This window comes from Geobacter sp. PheSNFMC, assembly GCF_059620965.1.
Window position 1 is genome coordinate 80,119 of record NZ_JCAMRN010000005.1, and the last position, 22,149, is coordinate 102,267.

The 22,149-nt window shown below is 66.2% G+C and carries 18 protein-coding genes; 17 read left to right on the plus strand and 1 reads right to left on the minus strand.

Features of this window, described 5'->3' with window-relative positions:
• Positions 1-50: 50 nt before the first annotated feature.
• The 17 genes from AC6CDK_RS01980 (at position 51) to AC6CDK_RS02060 (ending at position 21,667) form a co-directional block, all read left to right on the plus strand.
• Positions 51-2,033: a phage tail sheath family protein gene (locus tag AC6CDK_RS01980; protein WP_192905098.1), complete on the plus strand. Its 1,983-nt coding sequence runs from the start codon at positions 51-53 to the stop codon at positions 2,031-2,033.
• 40 nt (positions 2,034-2,073) lie between these two features.
• Positions 2,074-2,511 carry a phage tail protein gene (locus AC6CDK_RS01985; protein WP_010941643.1) on the plus strand — a complete coding sequence of 146 codons (438 nt, stop codon included), beginning with the start codon at positions 2,074-2,076 and terminating at the stop codon, positions 2,509-2,511.
• 22 nt (positions 2,512-2,533) lie between these two features.
• Positions 2,534-2,896 carry a hypothetical protein gene (locus AC6CDK_RS01990; protein WP_010941644.1) on the plus strand — a complete coding sequence of 121 codons (363 nt, stop codon included), beginning with the start codon at positions 2,534-2,536 and terminating at the stop codon, positions 2,894-2,896.
• Complete coding sequence (locus tag AC6CDK_RS01995; protein ID WP_226048215.1) at positions 2,854-3,072, plus strand: DUF6760 family protein; 219 nt, start codon at positions 2,854-2,856, stop codon at positions 3,070-3,072. Before AC6CDK_RS01990 ends, AC6CDK_RS01995 begins: the two co-directional genes overlap by 43 nt.
• 59 nt (positions 3,073-3,131) lie before the next feature.
• On the plus strand, positions 3,132-3,566 hold the full coding sequence (locus tag AC6CDK_RS02000) for a phage tail protein (protein WP_039645969.1): 435 nt from the start codon (positions 3,132-3,134) through the stop codon (positions 3,564-3,566).
• 3 nt (positions 3,567-3,569) lie between these two features.
• Positions 3,570-4,760 carry a hypothetical protein gene (locus tag AC6CDK_RS02005; protein ID WP_066357735.1) on the plus strand — a complete coding sequence of 397 codons (1,191 nt, stop codon included), beginning with the start codon at positions 3,570-3,572 and terminating at the stop codon, positions 4,758-4,760.
• A 15-nt stretch (positions 4,761-4,775) separates the two neighbouring features.
• Entirely contained in the window at positions 4,776-5,393 is a 618-nt protein-coding gene (locus AC6CDK_RS02010; protein WP_039645965.1) for a CIS tube protein, read from the plus strand.
• 3 nt (positions 5,394-5,396) lie between these two features.
• Positions 5,397-6,485 (plus strand): phage late control D family protein, encoded by a 1,089-nt coding sequence (locus AC6CDK_RS02015; protein WP_066357733.1) that lies wholly within the window; start codon positions 5,397-5,399, stop codon positions 6,483-6,485.
• Positions 6,472-7,128 carry a phage baseplate assembly protein V gene (locus tag AC6CDK_RS02020; RefSeq protein WP_039645961.1) on the plus strand — a complete coding sequence of 219 codons (657 nt, stop codon included), beginning with the start codon at positions 6,472-6,474 and terminating at the stop codon, positions 7,126-7,128. The genes AC6CDK_RS02015 and AC6CDK_RS02020 overlap by 14 nt, the downstream gene beginning before the upstream one ends.
• A gap of 100 nt (positions 7,129-7,228) precedes the next feature.
• Positions 7,229-7,525 (plus strand): PAAR domain-containing protein, encoded by a 297-nt coding sequence (locus AC6CDK_RS02025; protein WP_066357731.1) that lies wholly within the window; start codon positions 7,229-7,231, stop codon positions 7,523-7,525.
• 10 nt (positions 7,526-7,535) lie between these two features.
• A complete protein-coding gene (locus tag AC6CDK_RS02030; protein WP_066357729.1) occupies positions 7,536-7,937 on the plus strand; it encodes a GPW/gp25 family protein in 402 nt (133 codons plus the stop codon).
• Positions 7,938-7,956: 19 nt separating this feature from the next.
• On the plus strand, positions 7,957-11,316 hold the full coding sequence (locus AC6CDK_RS02035; RefSeq protein WP_192905099.1) for a putative baseplate assembly protein: 3,360 nt from the start codon (positions 7,957-7,959) through the stop codon (positions 11,314-11,316).
• Between the two features lie 23 nt (positions 11,317-11,339).
• Positions 11,340-13,373, plus strand: coding sequence for a putative baseplate assembly protein (locus tag AC6CDK_RS02040; RefSeq protein WP_192905100.1), 2,034 nt, complete (start codon positions 11,340-11,342; stop codon positions 13,371-13,373).
• A gap of 15 nt (positions 13,374-13,388) precedes the next feature.
• Positions 13,389-15,386, plus strand: a complete 1,998-nt coding sequence (locus tag AC6CDK_RS02045) for a phage tail protein (RefSeq protein WP_192905101.1) — start codon at positions 13,389-13,391, stop codon at positions 15,384-15,386.
• Between the two features lie 121 nt (positions 15,387-15,507).
• A complete protein-coding gene (locus tag AC6CDK_RS02050) occupies positions 15,508-17,391 on the plus strand; it encodes a helix-hairpin-helix domain-containing protein (RefSeq protein WP_192905102.1) in 1,884 nt (627 codons plus the stop codon).
• Positions 17,388-18,653: a glycosyltransferase gene (locus tag AC6CDK_RS02055; RefSeq protein WP_192905103.1), complete on the plus strand. Its 1,266-nt coding sequence runs from the start codon at positions 17,388-17,390 to the stop codon at positions 18,651-18,653. The genes AC6CDK_RS02050 and AC6CDK_RS02055 overlap by 4 nt, the downstream gene beginning before the upstream one ends.
• Positions 18,654-18,724: 71 nt before the next feature.
• Positions 18,725-21,667, plus strand: coding sequence for a hypothetical protein (locus AC6CDK_RS02060; protein WP_192905104.1), 2,943 nt, complete (start codon positions 18,725-18,727; stop codon positions 21,665-21,667).
• A 13-nt stretch (positions 21,668-21,680) separates the two neighbouring features.
• Here AC6CDK_RS02060 and AC6CDK_RS02065 read toward each other — a convergent pair whose 3' ends face one another.
• Positions 21,681-22,076 (minus strand): PaaI family thioesterase, encoded by a 396-nt coding sequence (locus AC6CDK_RS02065; RefSeq protein WP_039645944.1) that lies wholly within the window; start codon positions 22,074-22,076, stop codon positions 21,681-21,683.
• Between the last annotated feature and the right edge of the window lie 73 nt (positions 22,077-22,149).

Sequence of the window (22,149 nt, forward strand, 5' to 3'; positions counted from 1 at the left end):
AATAGAGGCTGATTGATCATAGGGGAACACACTGAAAGGAGGAATGCGCGATGCCCGAATATCTGTCGCCCGGAGTGTACGTTGAGGAGTTCGAAATCGGCGCCAAGCCCATCGAGGGGGTGAGTACCAGCACGGCGGGCTTCCTGGGGGAAACGGAGCGGGGGCCCACGGTGCCGCGTCTGGTAACCAGCTGGCTGGAGTACCAGCGGGTCTTCGGGAGCTACCTGGGGTCGGACAAGTACCTTCCCTACACGGTCCAGGGGTTCTTTGACAACGGCGGGAAGCGCTGCTATGTGGGGCGGGTCGTCAAGGCGGGGGATGCGGCCGCCACGGCGGCCACCGTGAAGCTTGCGGCCGGCTCGGCCAACGCCCTCACCGTCACAGCCATCGGCGAAGGGGCCTGGGGCAACAGGGTGGCCGTGAAGGTGAGCCCCGGGAGCCTGTCGGGGTTCAGGCTGAGCGTCTATTACTGGAAATCAGCCCCCACCGCCCTGTTCGACCCGGACTACGACCAGAAGGCGAACCCTCGCCCAACGGCGGTGGAGATCTACGACAACCTGTCGGTGGACGAGGCGTCTCCCGACTACTACGACAAACGGGTGAACGCGGTTTCCAGTCTGGTACGGCTCGGCAGGCAGGCCGGCGACACGGGGGGGGCCCCCGACGCCAAGGCAGGGCATATGGGTACGGCCCAGTCCGGCGCCGCTTCCACCATCACCCTGGCCAGCACCGCTTCGGCCACCGATGACGCCTACAACGGCATGCAGGTTTGGATCGCCGACAAGACCGGCAAGGGGCAGGTCCGCACCATCTCCGACTACGTGGGCTCGACGCGGGTGGCCACGGTGAGCGCCGCCTGGACGACCCAGCCCGACAGCACGTCGGTTTACTACGTTTCGTCCGTCGCCTCGCTTGCAGGAGGGGGTGACGTGCTGGCCCAGCAGGGTACGGCCCAGGCCGGGGCCGCCTCCACCATCACCCTGGCCGCCGGCGCTTCGGCCGTGAACAATGCCTACAACGGCATGGCCGTCGAGATCCTTTCCGGCACCGGGCTGGGGCAGAAACGAACCATCTCCGGGTACGTGGGCTCGACGCGGGTGGCCACGGTGAGCGTCGCCTGGACGACCCAACCCGACGCCACGTCGGTCTACCGGATCACCCCGGCGCTCATCCTCTCCGACTACGAGCGGGGCGATACGGATTCCCCCGGTAACCGCAAGGGACTCACCGGATTCAAGGAGATCGATGACATCTCCCTTGTCTATGCTCCCAACGCCCAAGGGGTTGCCGGACTGCCCGGCTCCCTCATCACCCACTGTGAGAACCTGAAGGACCGGTTCGCCATCATCGACGCGGCCCAGGGCTCCACCGTCTCGAACCTCTCGCCCCGCGACACCAACGAAACCAAGTACGGCGCCTTCTACTATCCGTGGCTCAAGGTCATTGATCCCGAGGCGGGGGTGCAGCGCCTGGTGCCGCCCGGCGGCCACGTGGCGGGGATCTACGCCCGCAGCGACACCGAGCGGGGGGTGCACAAGGCCCCGGCCAACGAGAAGGTGAACGGCGCCGTGGATCTGGAGTTCCCCATCACCAAGGGGGAGCAGGACGTGCTGAACCCCCGCGGAGTCAACGTGATCCGCGCCTTCCCCGGCAGGGGGATCCGCGTCTGGGGCGCCCGCACCCTCTCCAGCGACCCGCTCTGGAAGTACGTGAACGTTCGGCGACTCTTCATCTTCCTGGAGGAGTCCATCGACGAGGGGACCCAATGGGTGGTGTTCGAACCCAATGACATCCCGCTCTGGGCCCGGGTCAGGCAGACCATCGTCCAGTTCCTGACCGGGGTATGGCGCACCGGCGCCCTGGCCGGAGCCACCCCGGAAGAGGCGTTTTTCGTCAAGTGCGACCGGACCACCATGACCCAGGACGACATCGACAACGGCCGGCTGATCTGCGTGATCGGCGTGGCTCCGGTTAAGCCGGCGGAATTCGTGATCTTCCGCATCGCCCAGTGGACCGCCGGGGCCAAGGGGTAGGGCGGCGCCGAACTAACACTATCTCAAGGGGGATGACCATATGGCCGGCAGAAAAGATCCATACCGGAATTTCAGATTTCTCGTGGAGATCGACGGCATCGTTCAGGCCGGATTCAGCGAGGTGACAGTGCCCGATACCTCCACCGACGTGGTGGAGTACCGGGAGGGGAGTGAGGAGCCGCGCCTGCGCAAGCTCTCGGGACTCAACAAGTTCGGCAACGTGACCCTGAAATGGGGCACTACCGATTCGCTGGAGTTCTTCAACTGGCGCAAGCTCGTCATGCAGGGAAAGATGAAGGACGCACGCAAGAACATGGCCGTGATCCTCATGGACGAGGAGGGGAATCCTGCGGCACGGTGGGAGTTCGAGAACGCCTGGCCGAACAAGTATGATCCGGCCGACCTCAATGCCAAGGGGAACGACGTGGCCATCGAGAGCGTGGAGATCGTCCACGAGGGAATGAAGCGCGTGAGCTGATTAATGAGAAAGGTGGATGACCATGGCGTTTCAGACCGAATTTGAATTCACCCTTCCCAAGGGGTACGTGGACGGCGAGGGGAACCTTCACCGTCAGGGGATCATGAGGCTCGCCACCGCGGCCGACGAGGTCCTCCCCCTGAAAGACCCCCGGGTCCAGCAGAATCCGGCCTACCTGACCGTGATCCTGCTCTCCCGGGTCATGGTCAAGCTGGGGAGCCTGCCGGAGGTGAATCCCCGCATCGTGGAAGGGCTCTTTGTTTCCGACCTGTCATATTTGCAGGAGTTCTACCGGCAGATCAACGACGGCGGCGCTGCCCAGGTTAAGGCCGTCTGCCCCCGTTGCGAGCACGCCTTCACCATGGAGCTCGCCCCGGGGGAATAGCGGGCTACCCCCTCGACCGCATCTACGAGGAGGTAGCCTTCATCGCCTATTACCTGCACTGGCCCCATGACGAGATCATGGGGATGGAGCATCGGGACCGGCGCCGGTGGTGCGAGGAGATATCGCGGATCAACCGGTCCGCCAACGCCGATGCCACGAGCATCGCTGATCTGTAGCGGAACGACCCGGGTCCCGGAGGTGCCGGACGGCCCGCGGCGCGGGAAAGGATGTGCCCATGGCGCTCGACAACAGAAAAGACCCCTACGGCGCCTTTCGCTTTCTGGTGGAACTGGAAGGGCTGGTGGTGGGCGGTTTCGCCGAGGTCTCCGGACTTCAGGCCGAAACCGAGGTGGAGGAGTACCGGGAAGGTGGGGTCAATGAGCATCCCCACAAGTTGCGGAAGATCACCCGTTATCCCAACCTGGTGCTCAGGCGGGGGATCACCGACTGCCGGGTTCTCTGGGAATGGTACCGGGACGTGATCGCCGGTACGGTGTCCCGCCGGAATGGTGCGGTGATTCTCATGGATCGGGAGGGAAATCCCGCCTGGCGCATGGAGTTCTCCGGTGCCTTTCCGGTCAAGTGGGAAGGGCCGGAACTGAAGGCCGACGGCAATACCACGGCCATTGAGAAGGTGGAACTGGTGCACAACGGGCTGAAGGTGGAGTGACCCATGACCCTTGCCGAGCGGATCAGGGACAGATGCCGCTGGCGGAGAGCGATCGGCTGCCGCGGCTGCCCCGGTACGGTTTCGCTGCTGACGCCCGAGCGGCTGCTGGGCCGTTACCTGCGGGGGCCCATGACGCTTACGCCGGTGCCGCTGGTGCATCCGGGGCGGACCGGGCGCCTGGACCTGAGTCTGTCGCTCCGGTTCTTCTGGCAGACGAATGGTTCTCTGGTCATGGGACGGCCCACAGGAGAGCTGTCGGTTTCCAGTGTGTTGCGACACGGCGGAACAGCGATGGCGCCAGCGGGCCCGGTTGAACAGGGGCCGGGTGCATCGGCCGCCGGCAGGGGGAGTGATACGGCAGCCCGCCTTGTCCATTCTGCCGGCGGGCTGCCCCGTTACCTTGACGGGGAGATCCTACGCACCATCCTCGGCAGGTTTGAAGACGTGAGGGGACGGGATCGGAACCCGGGACGGCGGGAAGATGGCCGGAACCACCGGCATGATGGGGATTCATTCTCACGGGCGGTGCCGGTGGGGAGGGTTACGATGTCGATGTCCGGCCGGGGCGGGATCCTGCCGGATCCCCGTCGTGAACAGTTCGCTGAGGGGAACGGTTCCCCGCATCAGGCCGTCCGCATGATGCGGCGTACACCCGCCGGAGTAGCCGCAATTCAGCCCCTGGGAGAAAAGAGCCACACCAGTGGGCATCATCCGGCAGTCGTGTCGGTGCGGTCTTTCCCCGCCGGGCAGCGGTTGCCGGCGCCACGGACCCGGCTGATTGGCACGGTCCGGCCCCTCGGTGGCCTTGCTGCCGTGGGAGAGCGCAGTGGCTCCGCAGGGGTTCCGGCAAGAGTCGGTACGGCCTCCCTGCCGGAGAGGGGGACGGTTGCCGGTTCGGCTGCCCTGGATCACCGCCGGCGGGGGATGGTGTCTCCGGTGCCCGCCGACACTCTGGAGAAAGAGCTTACCCTGACCCACGCGGTGGCCGGCCCCGTGAGCCGGTCGGCCCACGTCTCCCGCCCTCCGGCAGCCGTGCCGGCTAACGCTGTGCCCTTTGCCGGGCCGGTGGCGGCGGAGACGGGGCGGGTGGCGCGGGCACCGGCTGCCGCGGTGGATGTGAATCGGCTGGCCGACGAGGTCTGCCGGGTGATCGAACGGAGACTCGTCACCGAACGGGAACGGCGGGGACGATGAGGGGAGGTGCGGGGCATGGCCCTTGAGAAGGCGAAGCTCGTGAACGCCGACACCGGTGAGGAGGTGGCGGTCCTGTTCAATCCCACCGAATACGCGGTGGAAAAGGGTAACCAGTACGCGGAGATCGCCATCCCGGGGTTGGAGGCTCCGTTGCTCCAGTTCAGCCGGGGCACTGCCCGTACCCTGACCATGGATCTCTTTCTCGATACCTCTGAGACGGGGCAGGATGTGCGGATCCACACCAAGCGGATCACCTCGTTCCTCGACATCGATCCCGAGACCCATGCCCCGCCCGTCTGCCGCTTCGTTTGGGGCGGAGGCGAGAGCTTCACCGGCGTGCTGGAGCGGGCCACCCAGCGGTTCACCATGTTTCTGGCCGACGGGACCCCCGTGCGGGCCACGGTGGGGGTGGCGCTGAAGGAGTTCCGGACCGGCCTCAACCGGGAAAAGCCGCTCCAGTCGCCGGATCGTACCAAAGTAAGAACCATGGGGGAGGGGGACAGCCTCTGGCTTCTGGCGGCCCGGGAATACGGGGACCCGGCCCAGTGGCGGTTCATCGCCCGGGAGAGCGGCATCGTCAATCCCCGGCGGGTGAAGGCCGGCACCGACCTGGTCATTCCCCCCATCGAGTGAGCCATGGCCGACGAAACGATCAGTCTCGATTACTATGCGCCCCGCTTCCGGGTTGAGATCGACGGCGAGACGATCCCCCAGGACGGGATCGTGAGCGTGGAGGTGGACGAAACCCTCGATGCTCCGGCCATGGTGTCGCTGGCCTTCAACGAGACCCTCGACCCCCGGAGCCAGACCTTTACCTGGCTCGATAACCCGAAGCTGGTGCCCGGTGCGGAGGTGAAGGTCTTTCTCGGCTATACGGGGCGGGCGGTGCCGGCGCCAAAGCCCCTCTTCGAGGGGAGACTCCATACCCTGACCCCCGCGTTCCAGAATTCGGGCGTCCCCTCGCTCATGGTGCAGGGGTATGACCATTCCCACGGTCTCCAGAAGGTCAAGAGCCACTTCTCCCGGACCAATGCCCGGGCCAGTGACGCCGCCTCCGAGATCGCCCGGTTGAACGGCCTCGACGCCTCGGGGGTGGAGGCAACCGCTACGGTCCATCCGAGCATCCGGCAGGGGGAGGACGAGGTGGACCTGGAGTTCCTGCGGCGCCTGGCGCGGGACCTGGGGTTCGAGGTGTTTGTCCGGGGCAAGGCCCTCATGTTCCGTACCCCGACGGACGGGGAAACGGAACTGCTCACTTTCCAGTGGGGCCGCACCCTCGTCAGCTTCACCCCCCGCCTGTCCACCTCCGCCCAGGTGAGCGAGGTGCGGGTCAGGGGGTGGAATCCGGCCACCAAGGAGCGTATCGAGGGGAAGGCTACGGCTGCCGATCTGAAGGGGCTTGCCGGCGGTGTGAGCGGCGCGGAACAGGCAGGGGCAGGGGGGGAGCCGGTGGTTCGCAGCATCGAGGACCGGCCCGTGTTTTCCCGGGAAGAGGCCGACGCCCTGGCCCGCGCCGAGCTCAATCGCCTCAATGACGGCTTCATCACCGGCACGGGGGAGACCATCGGGATGCCGGAGCTCAGGCCGGGGATTACCGTGGCCATCCAGGGGATCGGCACGCGGTTCAGCGGCAGGTACTACGTGAAGGGGGCGCGGCACAGCCTGGGGGATTCGGGCTACCGGACCACTTTCGAAGTGAGGAGGAACGCCCTTGGGTCTCTATGATCTGCTCGACGCGGAAGGCAAGGACGACCAGAAGGGGAAATCACCGGGCGTAGCGGTGGGTGTCGTCGCCGACAACCAGGATCCGGAGGGGATGGGGCGGGTCAAGGTGCGGTTTCCCTGGAAGGACGATGCCGACGAGAGCACCTGGGCCCGGGTGGTAACCCCCATGGCCGGCAAGGGGCGCGGCCTCTGGTTTCTCCCCGAGGTGGGGGACGAGGTGCTCGTGGCCTTCGACCACGGCGACGTGCAGCATCCCTACGTGCTCGGCAGCCTCTGGAACGGCACCGATACCCCGCCGGGGGACAACGGCGACGGCAACAACAATATCCGCAAGATCACCTCCCGCAGCGGCCACGAACTGGTCTTCGACGACACGTCCGGGGCGGAAAAGGTGGTGATCAGGACCAAGGCGGGGCACTCCATCACCCTGGACGATGCGGGCGGCGGCGAGAAGATCGAGATCAAGGACAAGAGCGGTTCCAACAAGCTGGTGATCGATTCGGCCCAGAACAGCATCGGCATCGAGAGCTCCATGAAGCTCACGATCAAGGGGCAGATGGTGGAGATCCAGTCGGACGCCAACATGACCCTCAAGGCCGGGGCCGTTATGACCATCCAGGGGTCCATGGTGAAGATCAACTGACATCCTTCTCGGTGTCGGGGGAGATGGGGCGGGAGCCCCGCCGCCTCCCTGGAACCAGTGGTGGCTGTGTGATCGAACAAAACGTCTGAAGGAGATTTTCATGCCGATGGCGGCACGGACAGGAGACATGACATCCCACGGCACTCCCCTGGGGCCGGGGCCCGGCTGCGCCACGGTGCTCATCGGCGGCATGCCGGCCTGGCGGGCGGGGAGCGACTTTCACGCCTGCCCGCTCATGAATCCGGGGCCGTCGCCCCACGTGGGGGGGACAGTGGCGGCGGGAAGCGCCACGGTTTTCATCGGCGGCCTGCCGGCGGCTCGGCAGGGGGATTCCATCGTGGAGTCGGGGCCGCCCAACAACATCACCCTGGGGTGTCCCACGGTGATGATCGGATAGGGAGGGCGCAGTGACCAAGACCAGAGAATTCCTGGGCACGGGATGGAAGTTCCCGGTGACGGCTGGTGCGGATGGCAGCATGATCCTTTCCTCGGCCGAAGAGGACATCGCGGAGTCGATCCGCATCATCCTCGGCACGGCCCGGGGAGAGCGGGTCATGCGCCCCGATTTCGGCTGCGGCATCCACGACCGCGTCTTCTCGGTGATCAACACCACCACCCTGGGACTGATCGAGAACGAGGTGAAGGAGGCCCTTATCCTGTGGGAACCCCGGATCGAGCTGTTGGCCGTGACAGCCTCACCCCGGGAGGCGGCCGAGGGACGGCTCCTGATCGATATCGAATACCGGGTGCGGAGCACCAACACCCGGTTCAACCTGGTGTACCCGTTCTATCTGAAGGAAAGCGCGTGACATCGAGGTGCGAACTGCCATGAATGCCGATCTCCCTTTGATAGACGGCCGTACGGCCGCGGATGTGGTCGAGAAGATTCGCGCCACCGCGCCATTCTATGTGCCCGAGTGGAGCGGCGGTGTCGACGGCGATGCGGGAAGTGCCCTGGCCGGCGTCTTCGGCAACATGGTGGTGGAGGTGCTCCAGCGGCTCAACCGTGTGCCCGAGCGCCATCTGGCCGCGTTTCTGGATGTGCTGGGGATGCGGCTCCTGCCGCCCCGGCCGGCCGAAACCGTGGTGGTCTTCACCCTGGCCAAGGATGCGGACCGAAGCGCCCTCGTCGTCGCCGGTACCCAGGTCATGGCGGAAAAGACCGCGGACCACCCGGAACTCCTCTTCGAAACCGACGAGAACGTGCTGGCCGTGCCGAGCAGGATCGCGGCCCTCTACAGCACCATCCCCGATACGGCGGGCGGGAGGGAGAAGGTCTTCGGCCACACGGAGGCGTGGACCGCGGCAAGCTCTTTTACGATCTTCCACGGCACCGAGAACCTCCAGGAGCATGCCCTCTATCTGCGGCAGACCGGGCTCTTCACCGTGCGGAGCGGCGTGGAGATCCACCTGTCCGGCGTGCCGCGGGCGCTGGCCGACCAGGTTGCCTGGAGCTACACCGATGCCGACGGCCGGGAGACGCTGTTCGAGGCGAGATTCGATGGTGCCGTCGGCAGGCTCATTCTCTCCACCGGGGCCGGTCGGCCGGAGCTGGGCCGGTGCGTGGTGAACGGCATCGACGGCATCTGGCTCAAGGGGGTGCCGAAGGTAGGTGCCGACGGCACGACTGCCCTGGCGCGGGTCAAGGACGCCGTGCTCCGCACCGTGGTGGGGGTCGGCACCAGGTCGCTTCCCACCGCGGTGATTCACCCTGACGTGGCTTTTGCCGGCGATGTTCCCCAGGACCTCACCGTGACTGCCGGTGGCGATTTCATCCGGAACCTCCTTCCCTTCGGCGACAAGCCCATGCCACTGGCCGCCTTCCACCTGGCAAGCCGGGAGGTCTTCTCCAAGAGGGGGGCCAGGATTACCCTCCGCATTACCTGCGCCACGGACCTTGACGTGCCCATCGAACGGGTCCAGGGGATCGGCGCCGTCTTCTCGGCCCGGCTCAGGGGAGCGGGCATCGCCACGGCCGGTGAACTCCTGTCCCGGTCCGACGCCCAGGTTGCCGGGATAATCCGGGCTCCCGGCAGCGCTCGCCCGGCTTCCTCCTACCTGCTCCGGGCCAGGAATATCCGCGAAGCCACGGCCAAGGCCTATTACGACAAGGCCGGAGTGGTCAGCTACCGGTCAGGCCGTGCTGCCGCGCCGGGGCCGGGCCTGTCATGGGAGTACTGGAACGGGACCGGCTGGTGTGCCATCAGCGACGTGGCCGACAGCACCGGCGGCCTCCTGGCCACGGGCGAGGTGACCTTCACCTGCCCTGCCGACATGGCGGAGGTGGAAGTGAGCGGCCAGCGGAACTGGTGGATCCGGGTCCGGCTCTCTTCCGGCGATTATGGCCGGGAGTTCGAGATCGTGAACGGCCAGGCCGTGGCGGCCGGCTTCACCCCGCCGCGCCTGGGGCGCATCACCCTCTCCTGGGACGGCACCGATCCCTCGGCCATGGGTGAGCCCGATTCTATCCTGACGCGCAATAATCTGGAGTGGGACGACGGTCTTGCCGTGCTGCGCACGGGCGCGATCTTCCGGCCGTTCCGCCCCCTGGCCGACCTGCGCCCCGCCTTCTACGCGGGGTTCGACCGCCCCTTGGCCAAGGGGCCCATTGGCCTCTACCTGGACCTGGCCGAGATCGATTATGCCCGCGACTTCAGGCCCAGAGTGCAGTGGGAAGTCTACGACGCCGGAGCGTGCCAGTGGCTGAGGCTCGATGCAGAGGACGGCACAGCCGGCCTCACCCGCGCCGGCATCGTCCGTATCGTGGTGCCCGAAGGGGGCGTTCCGGCCCCGCTCTTCGGCACGCGGCTCCACTGGCTCCGGGCGGTGCTCGTGGCAGGGGAGTACGCCCCCACGGCCCTCGGCGCCGGTCTTCCCTACCGGATGCGCCGCGGCTACCTGAACATCCCCCGCATCATCGGCAAACCGGCCCACCTGAGGGGGATCACCCTCAATCCGGCCCGGTGGCGGTCGTGGCGGCAGCTTCCCTCCAACAGCCCCCCCATTGCCCGGGGCATCTACCTCAATGCCGCCCGGGCCCTGCAGCTCACCTCCGTGAGGAACGAGCGGCCGGGATCGGGGAACGGGCTGCCGGACCAGAGCTTCACCCTTGCCCGAAAGCCGGTTTTTGACGACCAGGTTTGGGTCAACGAGTTCGGGCTCATTTCCGCCGCAGAGCTGGATCGCCTCGCCGCAGACGCTCCCGGCCGGATCAGCAGGGTGACTGACCGGGAAGGACGGGTGAACGAAGTCTGGGTGCGGTGGGAGGGACGCGACGACCTCCTGGCCTCGGGGCCGCTAGACCGGCACTACGGCATCGACCGGAGCAGCGGTATCGTTTCCTTTGGCAACGGGAAAAGGGGCCGGGTGCTGCCTGCCGGAACGAACAACGTCCGGGTCAGCTACCGCACCGGCGGAGGTGTTGCCGGCAACCTCGGCGGGGGGGCGATTGCCCGCATGCGGACCGGCATCCCGCTGGTGGACAAGGTCGTCAACCCCGGCCCCTCCGGAGGCGGCGTCGAGGGTGAGGATATCTCCGCCCTCTACCGGCGGGGCCCCCATAGCCTGCGACGCCGCGACCGGGCCGTTACCGTTGAGGACTACGAGAGCCTGATCAGGGAGCTGTTTCCCGGTATGGCCCTGGTCAAGTGCCTCCCCGTGTGCGATGACCGGGGCATGACCCGCACGGGATGGCTGACGGTGATCATCGTGCCGCGCACGGCCGATGACCGGCCCATCCCATCGGCGGCACTGCGCCGGCGGGTGGAGGAAAGTATCGCCGGTCACGGCGCCAACGTGGTGACCGCCCCCTGCCATGCAGTGGTGACCCGGCCGTCCTACGTGCGGGTGTCGGTTGATGCCGCCCTGGTGCCCCGTAGTCTCGACCTGGCCCCCATGGTGGAGACGGCGGCCCTTGCCGCTCTCGGGCGGTTCCTCCATCCCCTGACCGGCGGGTGGGACGGCGGAGGGTGGCCCTTTGGCCGCCTGGTCTGCCATTCGGACCTCTACCGCTTGCTGGAGGAGGTCGAGGGGGTTGATCGGGTGGCGAGCATGGCGGTAACGGCCGTCGATGAAATGGGACGACGGATGGAACTTGGCGAGGCGGATGAGTCGACGCGGCCGGTGGACCCCTATCTGCTCGTTTCCAGCGGAGACCATCGGGTCGCGGCACGGGCCGGCGACGCGTAGCACCATGCGGGAGTGAGAGCGTTATGCCCATAGTACCGATACCGGATCTTGACGACAAACGATACGCCGACCTGGTGCGGGAGGCAGTGGCGAGCCTTGCGGTGCGCGCACCGGCGTGGACCGACCACAACGCATCGGACCCGGGGATCACGGTGGTGGAGCTCTTCGCCTGGCTGGCGGAGATGCAGATCTACGGCCTCAACTGCCTTACCCCCGACCACTACCGGACCTTCCTCCGTCTCGTGGGTATCCGGCCGGTTCCGGCAGTGCCCGCCACCGTGGCCCTGAGCCTCTCGTCCACCGCCGGCCGCGAGTTGCTGATCCCGCGAGGTACACGACTCACGGCCGAGGCGGGAGGGGAACCCCTCCCCTTCGAGACGACGGACGACCTGTTTCTGCTGAACAACCGGATCGCTGCCGTCATCAGCGCCTGGGGTGGCGGCTTCCGCAATGTCACCGATGCCAATGCCCGCGATGCCCTCTTTTTCCCCGCCTTCGGCGAGCAGCCGGCACCGGGGGGCACGCTCCTCATCGCCTTTGAGCGGATGCTTCCGGCAGGGCGGGAGGTGCGCCTCGCCATCGATCTCTACGAAGCAGACCTGCCTCCCGTTGGTGCTCACCGGGACGAACCGGCCGCCGTCGTACCCCCGGTGGATCTGGTCTGGGAGTATTCCACGGATACCGGTTACCGTCGGCTCGATCTGCTGGAGGACGGCACCACCGGCTTGACCCGCTCCGGACAGATTCTCTTTTCAGTGCCTGCCGACATGACGGCGACCACCTCGCCTTACCTGCCGGCAACGGTGCCCGCACCGCGCTATCCCATGATCCGCTGTCGCCTGCCGGAAGAGATCACCGCCGTGCCGCTGCCTTCCGAGGGTCTGTCGGCATGCCGCCGCGCCGCCGCCCGGCAGGGGGCGGGCTTCTACGAGATACCGCCGCGCATCGACTCCATCCGCCTCAATACGGTGACGGCGCGCCAGGCGGTATCGGTGGTGGACGAGATCCTTGTCTCCTCATCCGGCGCCGACTGGGGCAATGGCATGCCGGGACAGGTAGTTCCCCTTGCCCGGCGGCCGGCCATGGAGGGGAGCCTCAGGGTCAGGGTCCTGACCGGCACGGACTGGGAAGAGTGGGCCGAACGCGACAACCTGGACGCCTCGGGTCCCATGGATCGGCATTTCGTGCTCGATCCGGCGGGCGGTACCATCCTTTTCGGTGATGGCCGCAACGGGCGTGTCCTGCCGGAGGGGGCTCGGGTGCGGGCCGACTATCTGTCAGGCGGGGGCGCGGCGGGAAACCTGAGGCCCCTGGCGTCGTGGCGCTTCGATGATCCCCTGCTGGCAGACCTTGCCGCGCGCAATGACGCGTCCGCCAGCGGCGGCAGAGACGCCGAGCCGCTCGAGGAGGCCATTGCCCGCGCTCCCCTGGAACTGCGGGAGGTGGACCGGGCCATAACCTCCGATGATTTCGAGTATCTGGCGCTGAATACCCCCGGTCTCCGGGTGGCCCGCGCCCGGGCGCTTCCCCTCTGGGAGCCGGAAGCGCCGGAGGATCGTCCTGTGCCGGCCACGGTGACCGTGGTCGTGGTGCCCTGGTCCTTTACCCCGCGGCCGTATCCCGGCCCACGGTTCCTGCGCGCGGTGTGCGACCACCTGGACCGCCACCGGCTGGTGACGACCCGCGTCAGGGTGATTCCTCCCCTCTACGCGCAGGTGACGGTCAGAACACGGGTCAGCGCCGGCGAAGGGGTACGTCCCGAGGAGTTGCGGGCGCGGGTGGCCGAGCGGCTTCTGGCGTTTCTTCACCCATTGAAGGGGGGCGAGGACGGGACGGGGTGGCCTTTTGGCAGAGGGGTCTACCGTTCGGAGATCATTGCAGCCATCAGGGAGGTGAGCGGTGTGGAATGCGTGCTGGAGACGACGCTTTCGGGCGATACGTGCACGCGGGCCGACGGCGAGGGCAATCTGATGATAGACCGGGACGCCCTGGTCTATTCCGAACGGCACGAGGTGGACGTGACTGCCCGCTCCGGCCGGTGCACCGTCACGTACTGACACGGGAGACACGGCGTGGAAGACAACGAGTACACCATAATCCATGTGGCGAGCGGCGAGGCATGGGCCGCCGGGGCAGCCACCAACGGCCTGGTGGCCGTGGGAGACGGCGGACTGGCACTGGCCGGCGAGATGGTGCACGGACTCGACCGCCGTCTGGGGCTCGCGGGACGCATCCGCCCCGACGCCCTGGTGGCTGATCTCTGCGGAACGCTGATCATGCTGGCCGGCGAGCGCTTCTATCGTCTGGACCCCATGTCCGGCCGACTGGAGCGGATACCCTGCCTCGGCGGCAGGGGGAGCAGGGCAGGGGAACTGAGTGGACCCCGGGCCATGGCTCTGGGGAGCCGCAATCTCTACGTGGCCGATACGGACAACAACCGGGTCTGCGTCTTTGCCACGGTTAACTGGCAGGTGCGCCGGTTTATCGGAGCCGAGAACCCGGCGGGCGGAACCGGACCGGGGACGTTCGATCACCCCCTGGATCTGGCGGTGGACCCCTGCGACAACCTCTATGTGCTCGATGCCGGCAACCGGCGCATCCAGCGTTTCGATCACCATGGCGAATCCGTACCCCATGTGCCCCCCTTCGGCGCCGACCGGCTGAAGCAGCCGGTGGCACTGGCGCTGGGCCCGGCCCCCTCCCCGGCCGGCGGGAGGGCCTTGGTCCACTGCCTCGACACGGGGCTCAACGCCATCGTTACCTTTGACGACCAGGGTCGGTTCCTGGGCACCGTCGGCCTGGACGACCTCGGCTTCGAGCCTGCCGGTCTGGCGGTGGACGCCGACGGCAAATGGTACGTCTCTGATCGGGAGCGGTTCATGTATGCCGTCAGGTCGGCAGGTGACTGGAGCCCCCTGGAGGAGTACGAAGGGAAGGCCCTGCGGCTGTTTTCCGGTCCCGGCGGGGAGTTCTACGCCCTGGAGGATGGGGAGGTGGCCCGTCTCACCCGTCGCCGGCGCTATCCGCCGGCAGGCTCGTGGACCGGCAGCGGCCCGGTAACGGGCATCTACACCTCCCGTTCATACGATACCGGCGACGGCCGACTCCTCTGGCACCGGGTGACCCTGGACGCGACGGTCCCCCCCAAGACCCAGGTGAGGCTTTCCTACTTCATCTACGAAACCGGCCGCGATCCGTCGCTTCTGCCGGCTGACGGCGAGTGGCTAAGCTTCCCGTCAAATCCGGCCGACGCCCTTTTTGAGCGGAAGGAGGGGCGGTATCTGCGGGTGCGCCTGGAGCTGGTCTCCGAAGACCGGCATGCCACCCCCACGGTGGCGAGCCTCCGTCTCCAGTTTCCCAAACAATCGTATCTCCGCTACCTTCCGGCCGTCTTCCAGGACGACGAGCGGGGGCGTGATTTCCTGGAGCGGTTTCTTTCCCTGTTCGAGAGCGTCCTTTACGACCTGGAGCGCGAAATATTCACGACCCGGCGCTATGCCGACCCCTGGGCCGTGCCGGCCGGCTTCCTCCCCTGGCTCGCCTCGTGGCTGGCGCTTCCCGATGCGGACCAGTGGCTCGAAGATGGCGGGGCACGGCTGCGCACCCTGATCGCCCGGGCCAATGAGCTGTACCGCTTTAGGGGTACCCGCGGTGGACTGGCGGAACTCATCACTCTTTACACCGGCAAGGAACCGTGGATTGTGGAGGCGTTCCAGCTGGACTGCATCCGGGGCCGGAGCGAGTGGCGCGAAACCATGAGACTCTTCGGGGAAGATCCCTACCACTTCACGGTTCTCCTTCAGCCGGGCGGCTCGGGGAGGATCGAGACCGTGAAGCGGATCGTGGCGCGCGAGCGCCCGGCCCATACCTGCGCCACGGTGGTAGCCCTGGAGCCCCTGTTCAGGCTGGGGGGGCACACTTATCTGGAGGTCAATACCAACCTGAACCAGCCCCTCTTTGCCCTGGAGACCTCCTCGTCGCTCGCCCGGCAGACCTATCTGGCCGACGGCGAGAAGGCGGGACAGACGCAGGTCCGGGCGCGACAGGGTGTGGATACATTGTTTGAGTGAACCTGAAACCGGCAGGCGACGTAAGCCGTTGGAACGAGCGGGCCCCGGAACAGCGGAGCCAGGCCGTTTGAACGGAGAGGGTCATGTTGCCTGACGAACGGATACATAAAAGGAGGACGCCATGTCGAACGACCGCACCCTGAGCCCATTCCAGAGAAACCTCTATTTTTACGGCAAGCTGATGACAGTCCGGGACTTCGAGATGGAGCAGTCCTACCTGAACGGCAAGCGCCACCTGATCAACAGGATGGTGCTCGGCACAGGAGCGGTCTGCGGCCTGGAGGTGACCGCCTCCTGGGACGAGTCGAAAAAGACCGTCACGCTCAGTGTCGGCGAAGGGGTGGCCATCGACTGTGCCGGCCGGGAGATCGTGGTGGACAGGCCCTCCTCCGTCACCTTCGAGCCGGCCCCGGATGTCACGGCCTACTGTCTCTGGCTGAGCCGGGAGGACTGCCGCATGGAGCCGGCTCCGGCCCCCATGGCCGACAGCGGCAACGCCTGCGGCGAAACCTGCTGCTACAGCCGGGTGCGGGAGGATTTTTCCCTGGCCGTGCAGAAATGGGATGGCCCGGTCCCGTCGGTTGACGACGCCTGGTCCGGCCTCTTCACCACGGACACGACCGCCGGCCGGGCGGACATCCGGGCGCTGTTGAAGGCCCACTTCGATCGCATCCTGGCCGGCTGCCCTGCCTGCGGGGAGCCCTGCCGGGTGCCGCTGGCCCTGGTGATCCGCAAGGGAGGGGTCTGGAGCGGCACCCCGGACATCATCCAGAACATCGTCGTGCACACCAATCCCGAACTCTTCGAGATGATCCGCCGCCACCTGACCGACCTGGGCAATCCCCACATGACCACCGCGGCCCAGGTGGGAGCGCTGAAGAGCGTGGACGGGGTCGAGAGCCCGGGCGGCAACGTGGACCTGGTGGCGGCAAACGCCGTCCAGATCACGCCCAACACCACCGCCAGGACCATCACGATCGGCGAGAGCCATTCGGGGGTCACCGGCAACCCCCACAACACCCGGCACGAGCAGACCGGTCCGGCCTGTGTCGACCCCGCCAGTGACGATACCACCTGCGATAAGCACGTCTCCAACGCCAATGCCATGCGCTGGAACCGCTCCCTGGCAGGGCTCACCGTGAACGGCGGCAGCCTTGTCGTCAATCCCGGCGCAGCCATCGACCTGGCAGCCGGACAGAATGTGACCCTGGCCGCCGATCCCGCCGGCAAGAAGATCACCATCAGCGCCGCAGGCGGCGGAGGGGCCTCGGCCCGAACGGGGCGGATCTCCATCACGACCAATTCCGACGGCGTGGGCACGGCGCGGGTCACCTCCGGGTTCGACGATAATCTCTTCTGCGTGCAGGTGGGCATAGATTACGGCGAGCACGTGGAATACGGTCCGGTCCTCCGCTATGCCGGCCAGACGGCGTTCATCACGGTGCGGGTGCTGAGATACCAGGACGTCGGAAGCTTCGACATCATGTTCTCCGCACCGGGGGTCGGCCAGCGCACGCTGTCCCTGCGCTGGGTAGCCATCCCGGCCGTTGCCGCTGCGGAGCCGACAATAACCGTGACATCTCCAACCGTTACGGTTACGTCGCCCACGTTCACCCTGACGCAGCCGACCTTCACCCTGACGCGGCCCACGTTTACCCTGACCCAGCCGACCTTCACCATAACCGCGCCGACGCTCACGGTGCCCACTATCCCTACCATGACCATTCCGAGCGTAACCATTCATGGCCCGATCATGAGCGGTCCCGGAACAGTGGAAGCCCCCACGGTGATCGTTCCCCCCGGCAAGGGCACGCAGGCTCCGCACCTGACGGACGTGAAGGGGATCGGGCCGGCCATGGCCGGGAAACTGACGGCAGCCGGCATCTCGACCATTGCCGATCTTGCGGCCGCCTCCGTCGATGACGTGGCAACCGCCCTGGGCGGCGATCCCAAACGGGCGCGAGGCTTCATCGACGCGGCCAGGAAACTGGCGAAGAAGCGATGAACGTTGTATTCGTCCACCCTTCCTATCCGAACCAGTTCACCGGGATAGCCAACGCTCTTTCCCGGAAAAGGGGGTGGGAGTGTGCCTTTCTGGTGGATCGGGCGTTCACCCGGCAGATCCGCCGGGACAAGCCGCCCGTCGCCTACTACGGGTACGGGGAGGAGGCATCGCCCCTGTCGGGGACCTACTACACCCGCTGCATCGAGGAGGGGGCGCGCCGGGGCAAGGCCATCGTGGAGGCCCTGGCGCACATCCATGCCTCCACCGGCATCGACGCCGTGGTGGGGCATGCATCTTTCGGGGCAACCCTGTTCGTTCGGGAGATTCTCGCTATCCCGGTGGTCTCCTATGTGGAGCTGCCCGGATACCATCCGGCCTTCTGCCGGGATGAATTCCCGGGCCGGTATCCCCAGAGCCTCATGGACGTGGCCCTGCGCTCTCTTATCCATTCCAGCGTGATCCATTCGGATCTCTGCGTGGTTCCCTCCGCCTACGCCCGCGACCTGTTTCCACCCGAGCTGCGCAGCAAGGTACGGGTCCGGATGGAGGGATTTGCCCTGCCTCCACCGGCAGGTGACCGGGAGGCCCTGCGGCGTGAACTGGGCATAACCGGGGACGGGCCGGTCATCGGCTTTGCGGGCAGGACCCTGGAGGCGGTGCGGGGCTTCGACGTGTTTGTCCGGGCCGCCGGCAGGATTCGAGCCGTCCGTCCCGACGCACACTTTCTCGTCGTCGGCGATGAGGCGAGCATCTACGGCAACGAAGCATCCTACCTGGGGGATTCCTCGTTCAAGCGGCACGCTCTGCGGCAGGAGGGGATGGCGGATGAGGAGTTCATCTTCCGGCCCTTTGTCCCTTACGACCAGTTCGTCCGCTACCTCCAGGCCATGGATGTCATCCTGTTTCCCTTGTTCGAGGGGGCGGCCAACTGGGGACTGTTCGAGGCCATGGCCGCCGGCGTGCCGGTGATTGCCTCCCGGCGCTGCTTTATCCCCGAGGTGATCGAGGATGGGTGCGACGGGATCCTGCTGGATGCCGCTGACGCGGACGGGTTCGCGGCCGCGTCCCTGGCACTGCTGGAAGACAGTACCCGCGCCGAGGCCATGCGCCGGGCCGGCCGGCAGAAAATTGCCCGATCGTTCTCCATGGAGCGGGCTGCGAGCGGTTATGCCGCCATTATCCGCGAGGCGGTACGCCGTCACGGCAGCGGAGCACGAAACCCTTGCCGTGGGCGACAACGGGTCATCTGGCCTGCGGCATGACCGGTCCGTCGCCGTTGTACTCTCCAATCCTGGGCTCTCCCCGCGGGAGCAACCAGTAGCCGGGGACATCCATGACTTCTCAGAAAGCCGGACCGAAACCGATCAACACAGCCAGGCGCCCGGAGCGACCCGCTCCGGTTTCGTCGCCGGCACGCCCCGGCACGCCTGCCGGCCCGGTCCGTCAGCTCCAGCAGACCATCGGTAATCGTCGAACCGGAGAGGTGCTCAAGGCTGCGACCGCAGCCGATGCCACGGGGGAGACCGCCCCCGGCATCATGGAGCTGAAGGGGATGCCCACCTTTGTGCCGCCCCCGCCCATTGCCGACTTCCTGAAGGAACGCACGCGAGGGAACGTCAATGTCCGGTTCGGCAGCCTCGCGGCCGGTCCGCTGGAGGTCCGCCGGGCCGGGGAACGCTACTCCGTGCAGGAGCAGGCAATCCCCCTGACTCACCCACTGTTCACGGGTGCTCTCGCCCCCTCTCTCATTGTGGCGGTCGGCGACGGCGGAAAGATCAGGGGCCGGGTGGGCTTTGACGGGGAGAAGGGGGATCTTGCCGCCCTGATCAGGAAGACTCCCGACCTGGTGGGGCTCGGCGCCCTGGACCTGAGCCGGCTCGGCTCAGCGATCAATACCCTGGAGAACGGTGCCCTCCACCTGGGAATCAAGGGTACGCAGATCCGGATGGGAGGGGCGTTTACCGGTACCCTCACCCTTGAGGCGGTCAACGAGGCGATCACCTTCGAAGGGAGCGCGGCGGTGACCGTGCGGGGACTCGCTTCGGGCAGCCTGGAGTTGAAACGGTCCACCGAAGGGATCGTCACCGGTATGGCCACGGTGGGGCTCACCCTGCCCAAGGGGTTCTCCGGCAACGTGGCAGTGGGCTGGGACGGCCGGGCCATTACGGGTGAGGGTAAGGTCGGCTACACGGGGGAGAAGTTTTCCGGCGAGGTCCTCCTTCGTCTCATGGAAAAGGGGGCGGCGGCCCGACTCGAAGCAGCCGGCACGGCCCGGGAGGGAACACCTGCACCGGCGGCCACAGTTGGCCCGCGTAGCGACAAGGTCGACTACGTGGTCTTCGGCGAGGGGGACCTTACCTTTGCCTTTACCGACTGGCTGAACGGAACAGCCCACGTCATCGTTGATCCCCGGGGAAACCTCACCGTAATCGGCAAGATCACTCCCCAGAAGGAATTCATCCTCTTTCCCCAGAAGGACTTCAACAAGGACCTCTTCAAGGTGGAGGCCCGGGCCTCCTATGGCATTCCCGTGGTGGGAAACATCTTCATCTTTGCCAACGTGGGGATGGGTGCCTTTGCCAAGCTCGGTCCGGCCAAGTTCTACAATATCGTGGTGGAGGGGACCTACTCCACCGATCCGAAAAAGGCTCAGAACTTCACTGTCCAGGGGAGTCTCAATATCTCCGCCGCGGCCGGTCTCCGGCTCCGGGGCGAGGCCGGTGCCGGCCTCGAAATCCTGTCCCACGACATCAAGGCCGGGGCCGGCGTCAACGCCCTGGCCGGGATCAGGGGGTACGCCGAGGCGACACCCGTCATCGGCTACCGGGAAAAAGGTGCCGAAGGAGAGGATAAAAAGGGGGAGTTCTTCATCCGGGGCGACATGGAGATCGCGGCCCAGCCGTTCCTGGGTCTGTCGGGCGACCTTTTCGTGGAGATCGACGCCCCGTGGTGGTCCCCTGTGCCCGACAAGCGGTGGACCTGGCCCCTGGTGGGGAAGGAATGGCCCATGGGCGGCAGTTTCGGCGTAGGCGCCACGGTGGATTACGTCTTCGGCTCCGGCCAGGCACCTTCTGTCGAGTTCAAGCCGGTGGAGTTTTCCGCTGAGAAGTTCATGACCGATCTCTACAGCGACAAGGCCACGGGAGGTTCCGGCGACAAGGGGGAGAAAAAGGGGGCGTGGAAGGAAAAGAATACCAGGGCGGCGGAGCCACCGCCAAAGCAGGCGAAGAAGGGGGCGGCCCAGGAGGGAGAGGCGCCGAAGCAATCTCCGGCAAAGGCCAGGGTTACGCCTGGAGGACCCAAAAAAGCCAAAAAGCCTACCGACCCCAACGCCCGGACCGCCGATGGCAAAACGGTCCGGCAGTACCAGGCGGAGGCAGAAAAAAGGGGAAAGAAGCCGGGAACGAAGGAGCCGGAAAAGAAGGCCGACAAGCCTGCAACCGACGTTGCCGCGCGCATGGGGCGGGTAAAGACGGCCCTGGATCAGGCCTTGGCCTATGCGGAAAAGACCGGGATCGGCCTCGACGAGCTCAATACCGTCTTGAAATCGATCCGTCGCCGCAAGGAGTACGGCCTCAAGGACCTCAAGGCCCGGGACGGCGGCGAGAACTGGATCGTGGCGGCTACCCTCAATCCCACCCAGGATCTCAAGACGGTCAAGAAAAAGGGGAAAGCTGCCGGGGCAGGGGACCTCTACCATGAAAAGCCGTTCCCCATCCCTTCATGCAAGGAGCACGCAGGGGCGGGCGCAAAGCACAAGACCCTCTATACGGGACGGGCCAAGGCCGATAAGCTTTTTCATGAAAAAAGGGACCGCAAAACAGGTCAGGTCGGCAAGTGGGAATCCTGGGCGAGGCAGAACCTGAGCGAGCCCCTCAGGAAGAAGGCCGCCGATCTCGGCATGAGCGACCGGGATATCGTTCGCCCCCGCTTCAATCGGGCCGGCGAGAAGATGACGTTCCACATCGATCACATTGTTGAGTACCAGCTCCAGGGGGACGACGAGACCGAAAACTACTGGATGCTCCGGGGGTCTGAAAACAGCAGCTCGGGCTCCACGCTCAAGGCAGCCATCGCGGCGGTCCGCGCGGAGAGCGACAAGAAGCGTAAAGAGGATGGCCAACCTGCCACGGCCAGGATATTCTTCAAAAATCCGGTTCTGGATGGAAACGCCGAAGATACCATCTACTGGAGGAAGTCGGAGATCAAGAAGGGCGATCACATCGCAGCGTACGAGAAACACCGCGACAGTTTGAAGAAACAGTTGAAGGAGTAATCGGCCGGAGAGATTACCCCACCCGGAACATGGTCACTTCGGCCTCGGCCATGACCCGTCCGTCCAGTTCGACCCACCCCTTCACATCCACCAGGCGGCGCCGCTCGCCCGTCACCTGGCCGATTACCGTTATCTCTGATCCGGTGGGTACCGGTTCGCGGTAGCGGAGGCGCAGTTCGCTGGTCACTATCTGGAGTCCGCTCGCCATGCAGGCTTGCGCGCAGATCTCGTCCAGCAGGGCCGAGATGATGCCGCCGTGGGTCACCCCCTGCCATCCCTGGAAGACCTCCGGGATTCGAACGCGCGTCTCGGCGCGCCGCTGGTGAGGGTCGGTGACGAATTCCGCCTTGAGTCCGATGGGGTTGTCCTTGCCGCAGATGAAGCAGCGGCCGTCGTCGATGACTTGCATGGTTCCTGATCCTTTGTCTGCGTCCGTCCGGCGCCCCGGCACACGGGCCCGCTACCATTGACCGATACGCGCA

What these genes read in the sequence shown, in the direction of transcription:
- AC6CDK_RS01980 (WP_192905098.1), top strand. Translation starts at nt 51, where the DNA reads ATGCCCGAATATCTGTCGCCCGGAGTGTACGTTGAGGAGTTCGAAATC.
- AC6CDK_RS01985 (WP_010941643.1), top strand. Translation starts at nt 2,074, where the DNA reads ATGGCCGGCAGAAAAGATCCATACCGGAATTTCAGATTTCTCGTGGAG.
- AC6CDK_RS01990 (WP_010941644.1), top strand. Translation starts at nt 2,534, where the DNA reads ATGGCGTTTCAGACCGAATTTGAATTCACCCTTCCCAAGGGGTACGTG.
- AC6CDK_RS02000 (WP_039645969.1), top strand. Translation starts at nt 3,132, where the DNA reads ATGGCGCTCGACAACAGAAAAGACCCCTACGGCGCCTTTCGCTTTCTG.
- AC6CDK_RS02005 (WP_066357735.1), top strand. Translation starts at nt 3,570, where the DNA reads ATGACCCTTGCCGAGCGGATCAGGGACAGATGCCGCTGGCGGAGAGCG.
- AC6CDK_RS02010 (WP_039645965.1), top strand. Translation starts at nt 4,776, where the DNA reads ATGGCCCTTGAGAAGGCGAAGCTCGTGAACGCCGACACCGGTGAGGAG.
- AC6CDK_RS02015 (WP_066357733.1), top strand. Translation starts at nt 5,397, where the DNA reads ATGGCCGACGAAACGATCAGTCTCGATTACTATGCGCCCCGCTTCCGG.
- AC6CDK_RS02025 (WP_066357731.1), top strand. Translation starts at nt 7,229, where the DNA reads ATGCCGATGGCGGCACGGACAGGAGACATGACATCCCACGGCACTCCC.
- AC6CDK_RS02035 (WP_192905099.1), top strand. Translation starts at nt 7,957, where the DNA reads ATGAATGCCGATCTCCCTTTGATAGACGGCCGTACGGCCGCGGATGTG.
- AC6CDK_RS02040 (WP_192905100.1), top strand. Translation starts at nt 11,340, where the DNA reads ATGCCCATAGTACCGATACCGGATCTTGACGACAAACGATACGCCGAC.
- AC6CDK_RS02050 (WP_192905102.1), top strand. Translation starts at nt 15,508, where the DNA reads ATGTCGAACGACCGCACCCTGAGCCCATTCCAGAGAAACCTCTATTTT.
- AC6CDK_RS02055 (WP_192905103.1), top strand. Translation starts at nt 17,388, where the DNA reads ATGAACGTTGTATTCGTCCACCCTTCCTATCCGAACCAGTTCACCGGG.
- AC6CDK_RS02060 (WP_192905104.1), top strand. Translation starts at nt 18,725, where the DNA reads ATGACTTCTCAGAAAGCCGGACCGAAACCGATCAACACAGCCAGGCGC.
- AC6CDK_RS02065 (WP_039645944.1), bottom strand. Translation starts at nt 22,076, where the DNA reads ATGCAAGTCATCGACGACGGCCGCTGCTTCATCTGCGGCAAGGACAAC.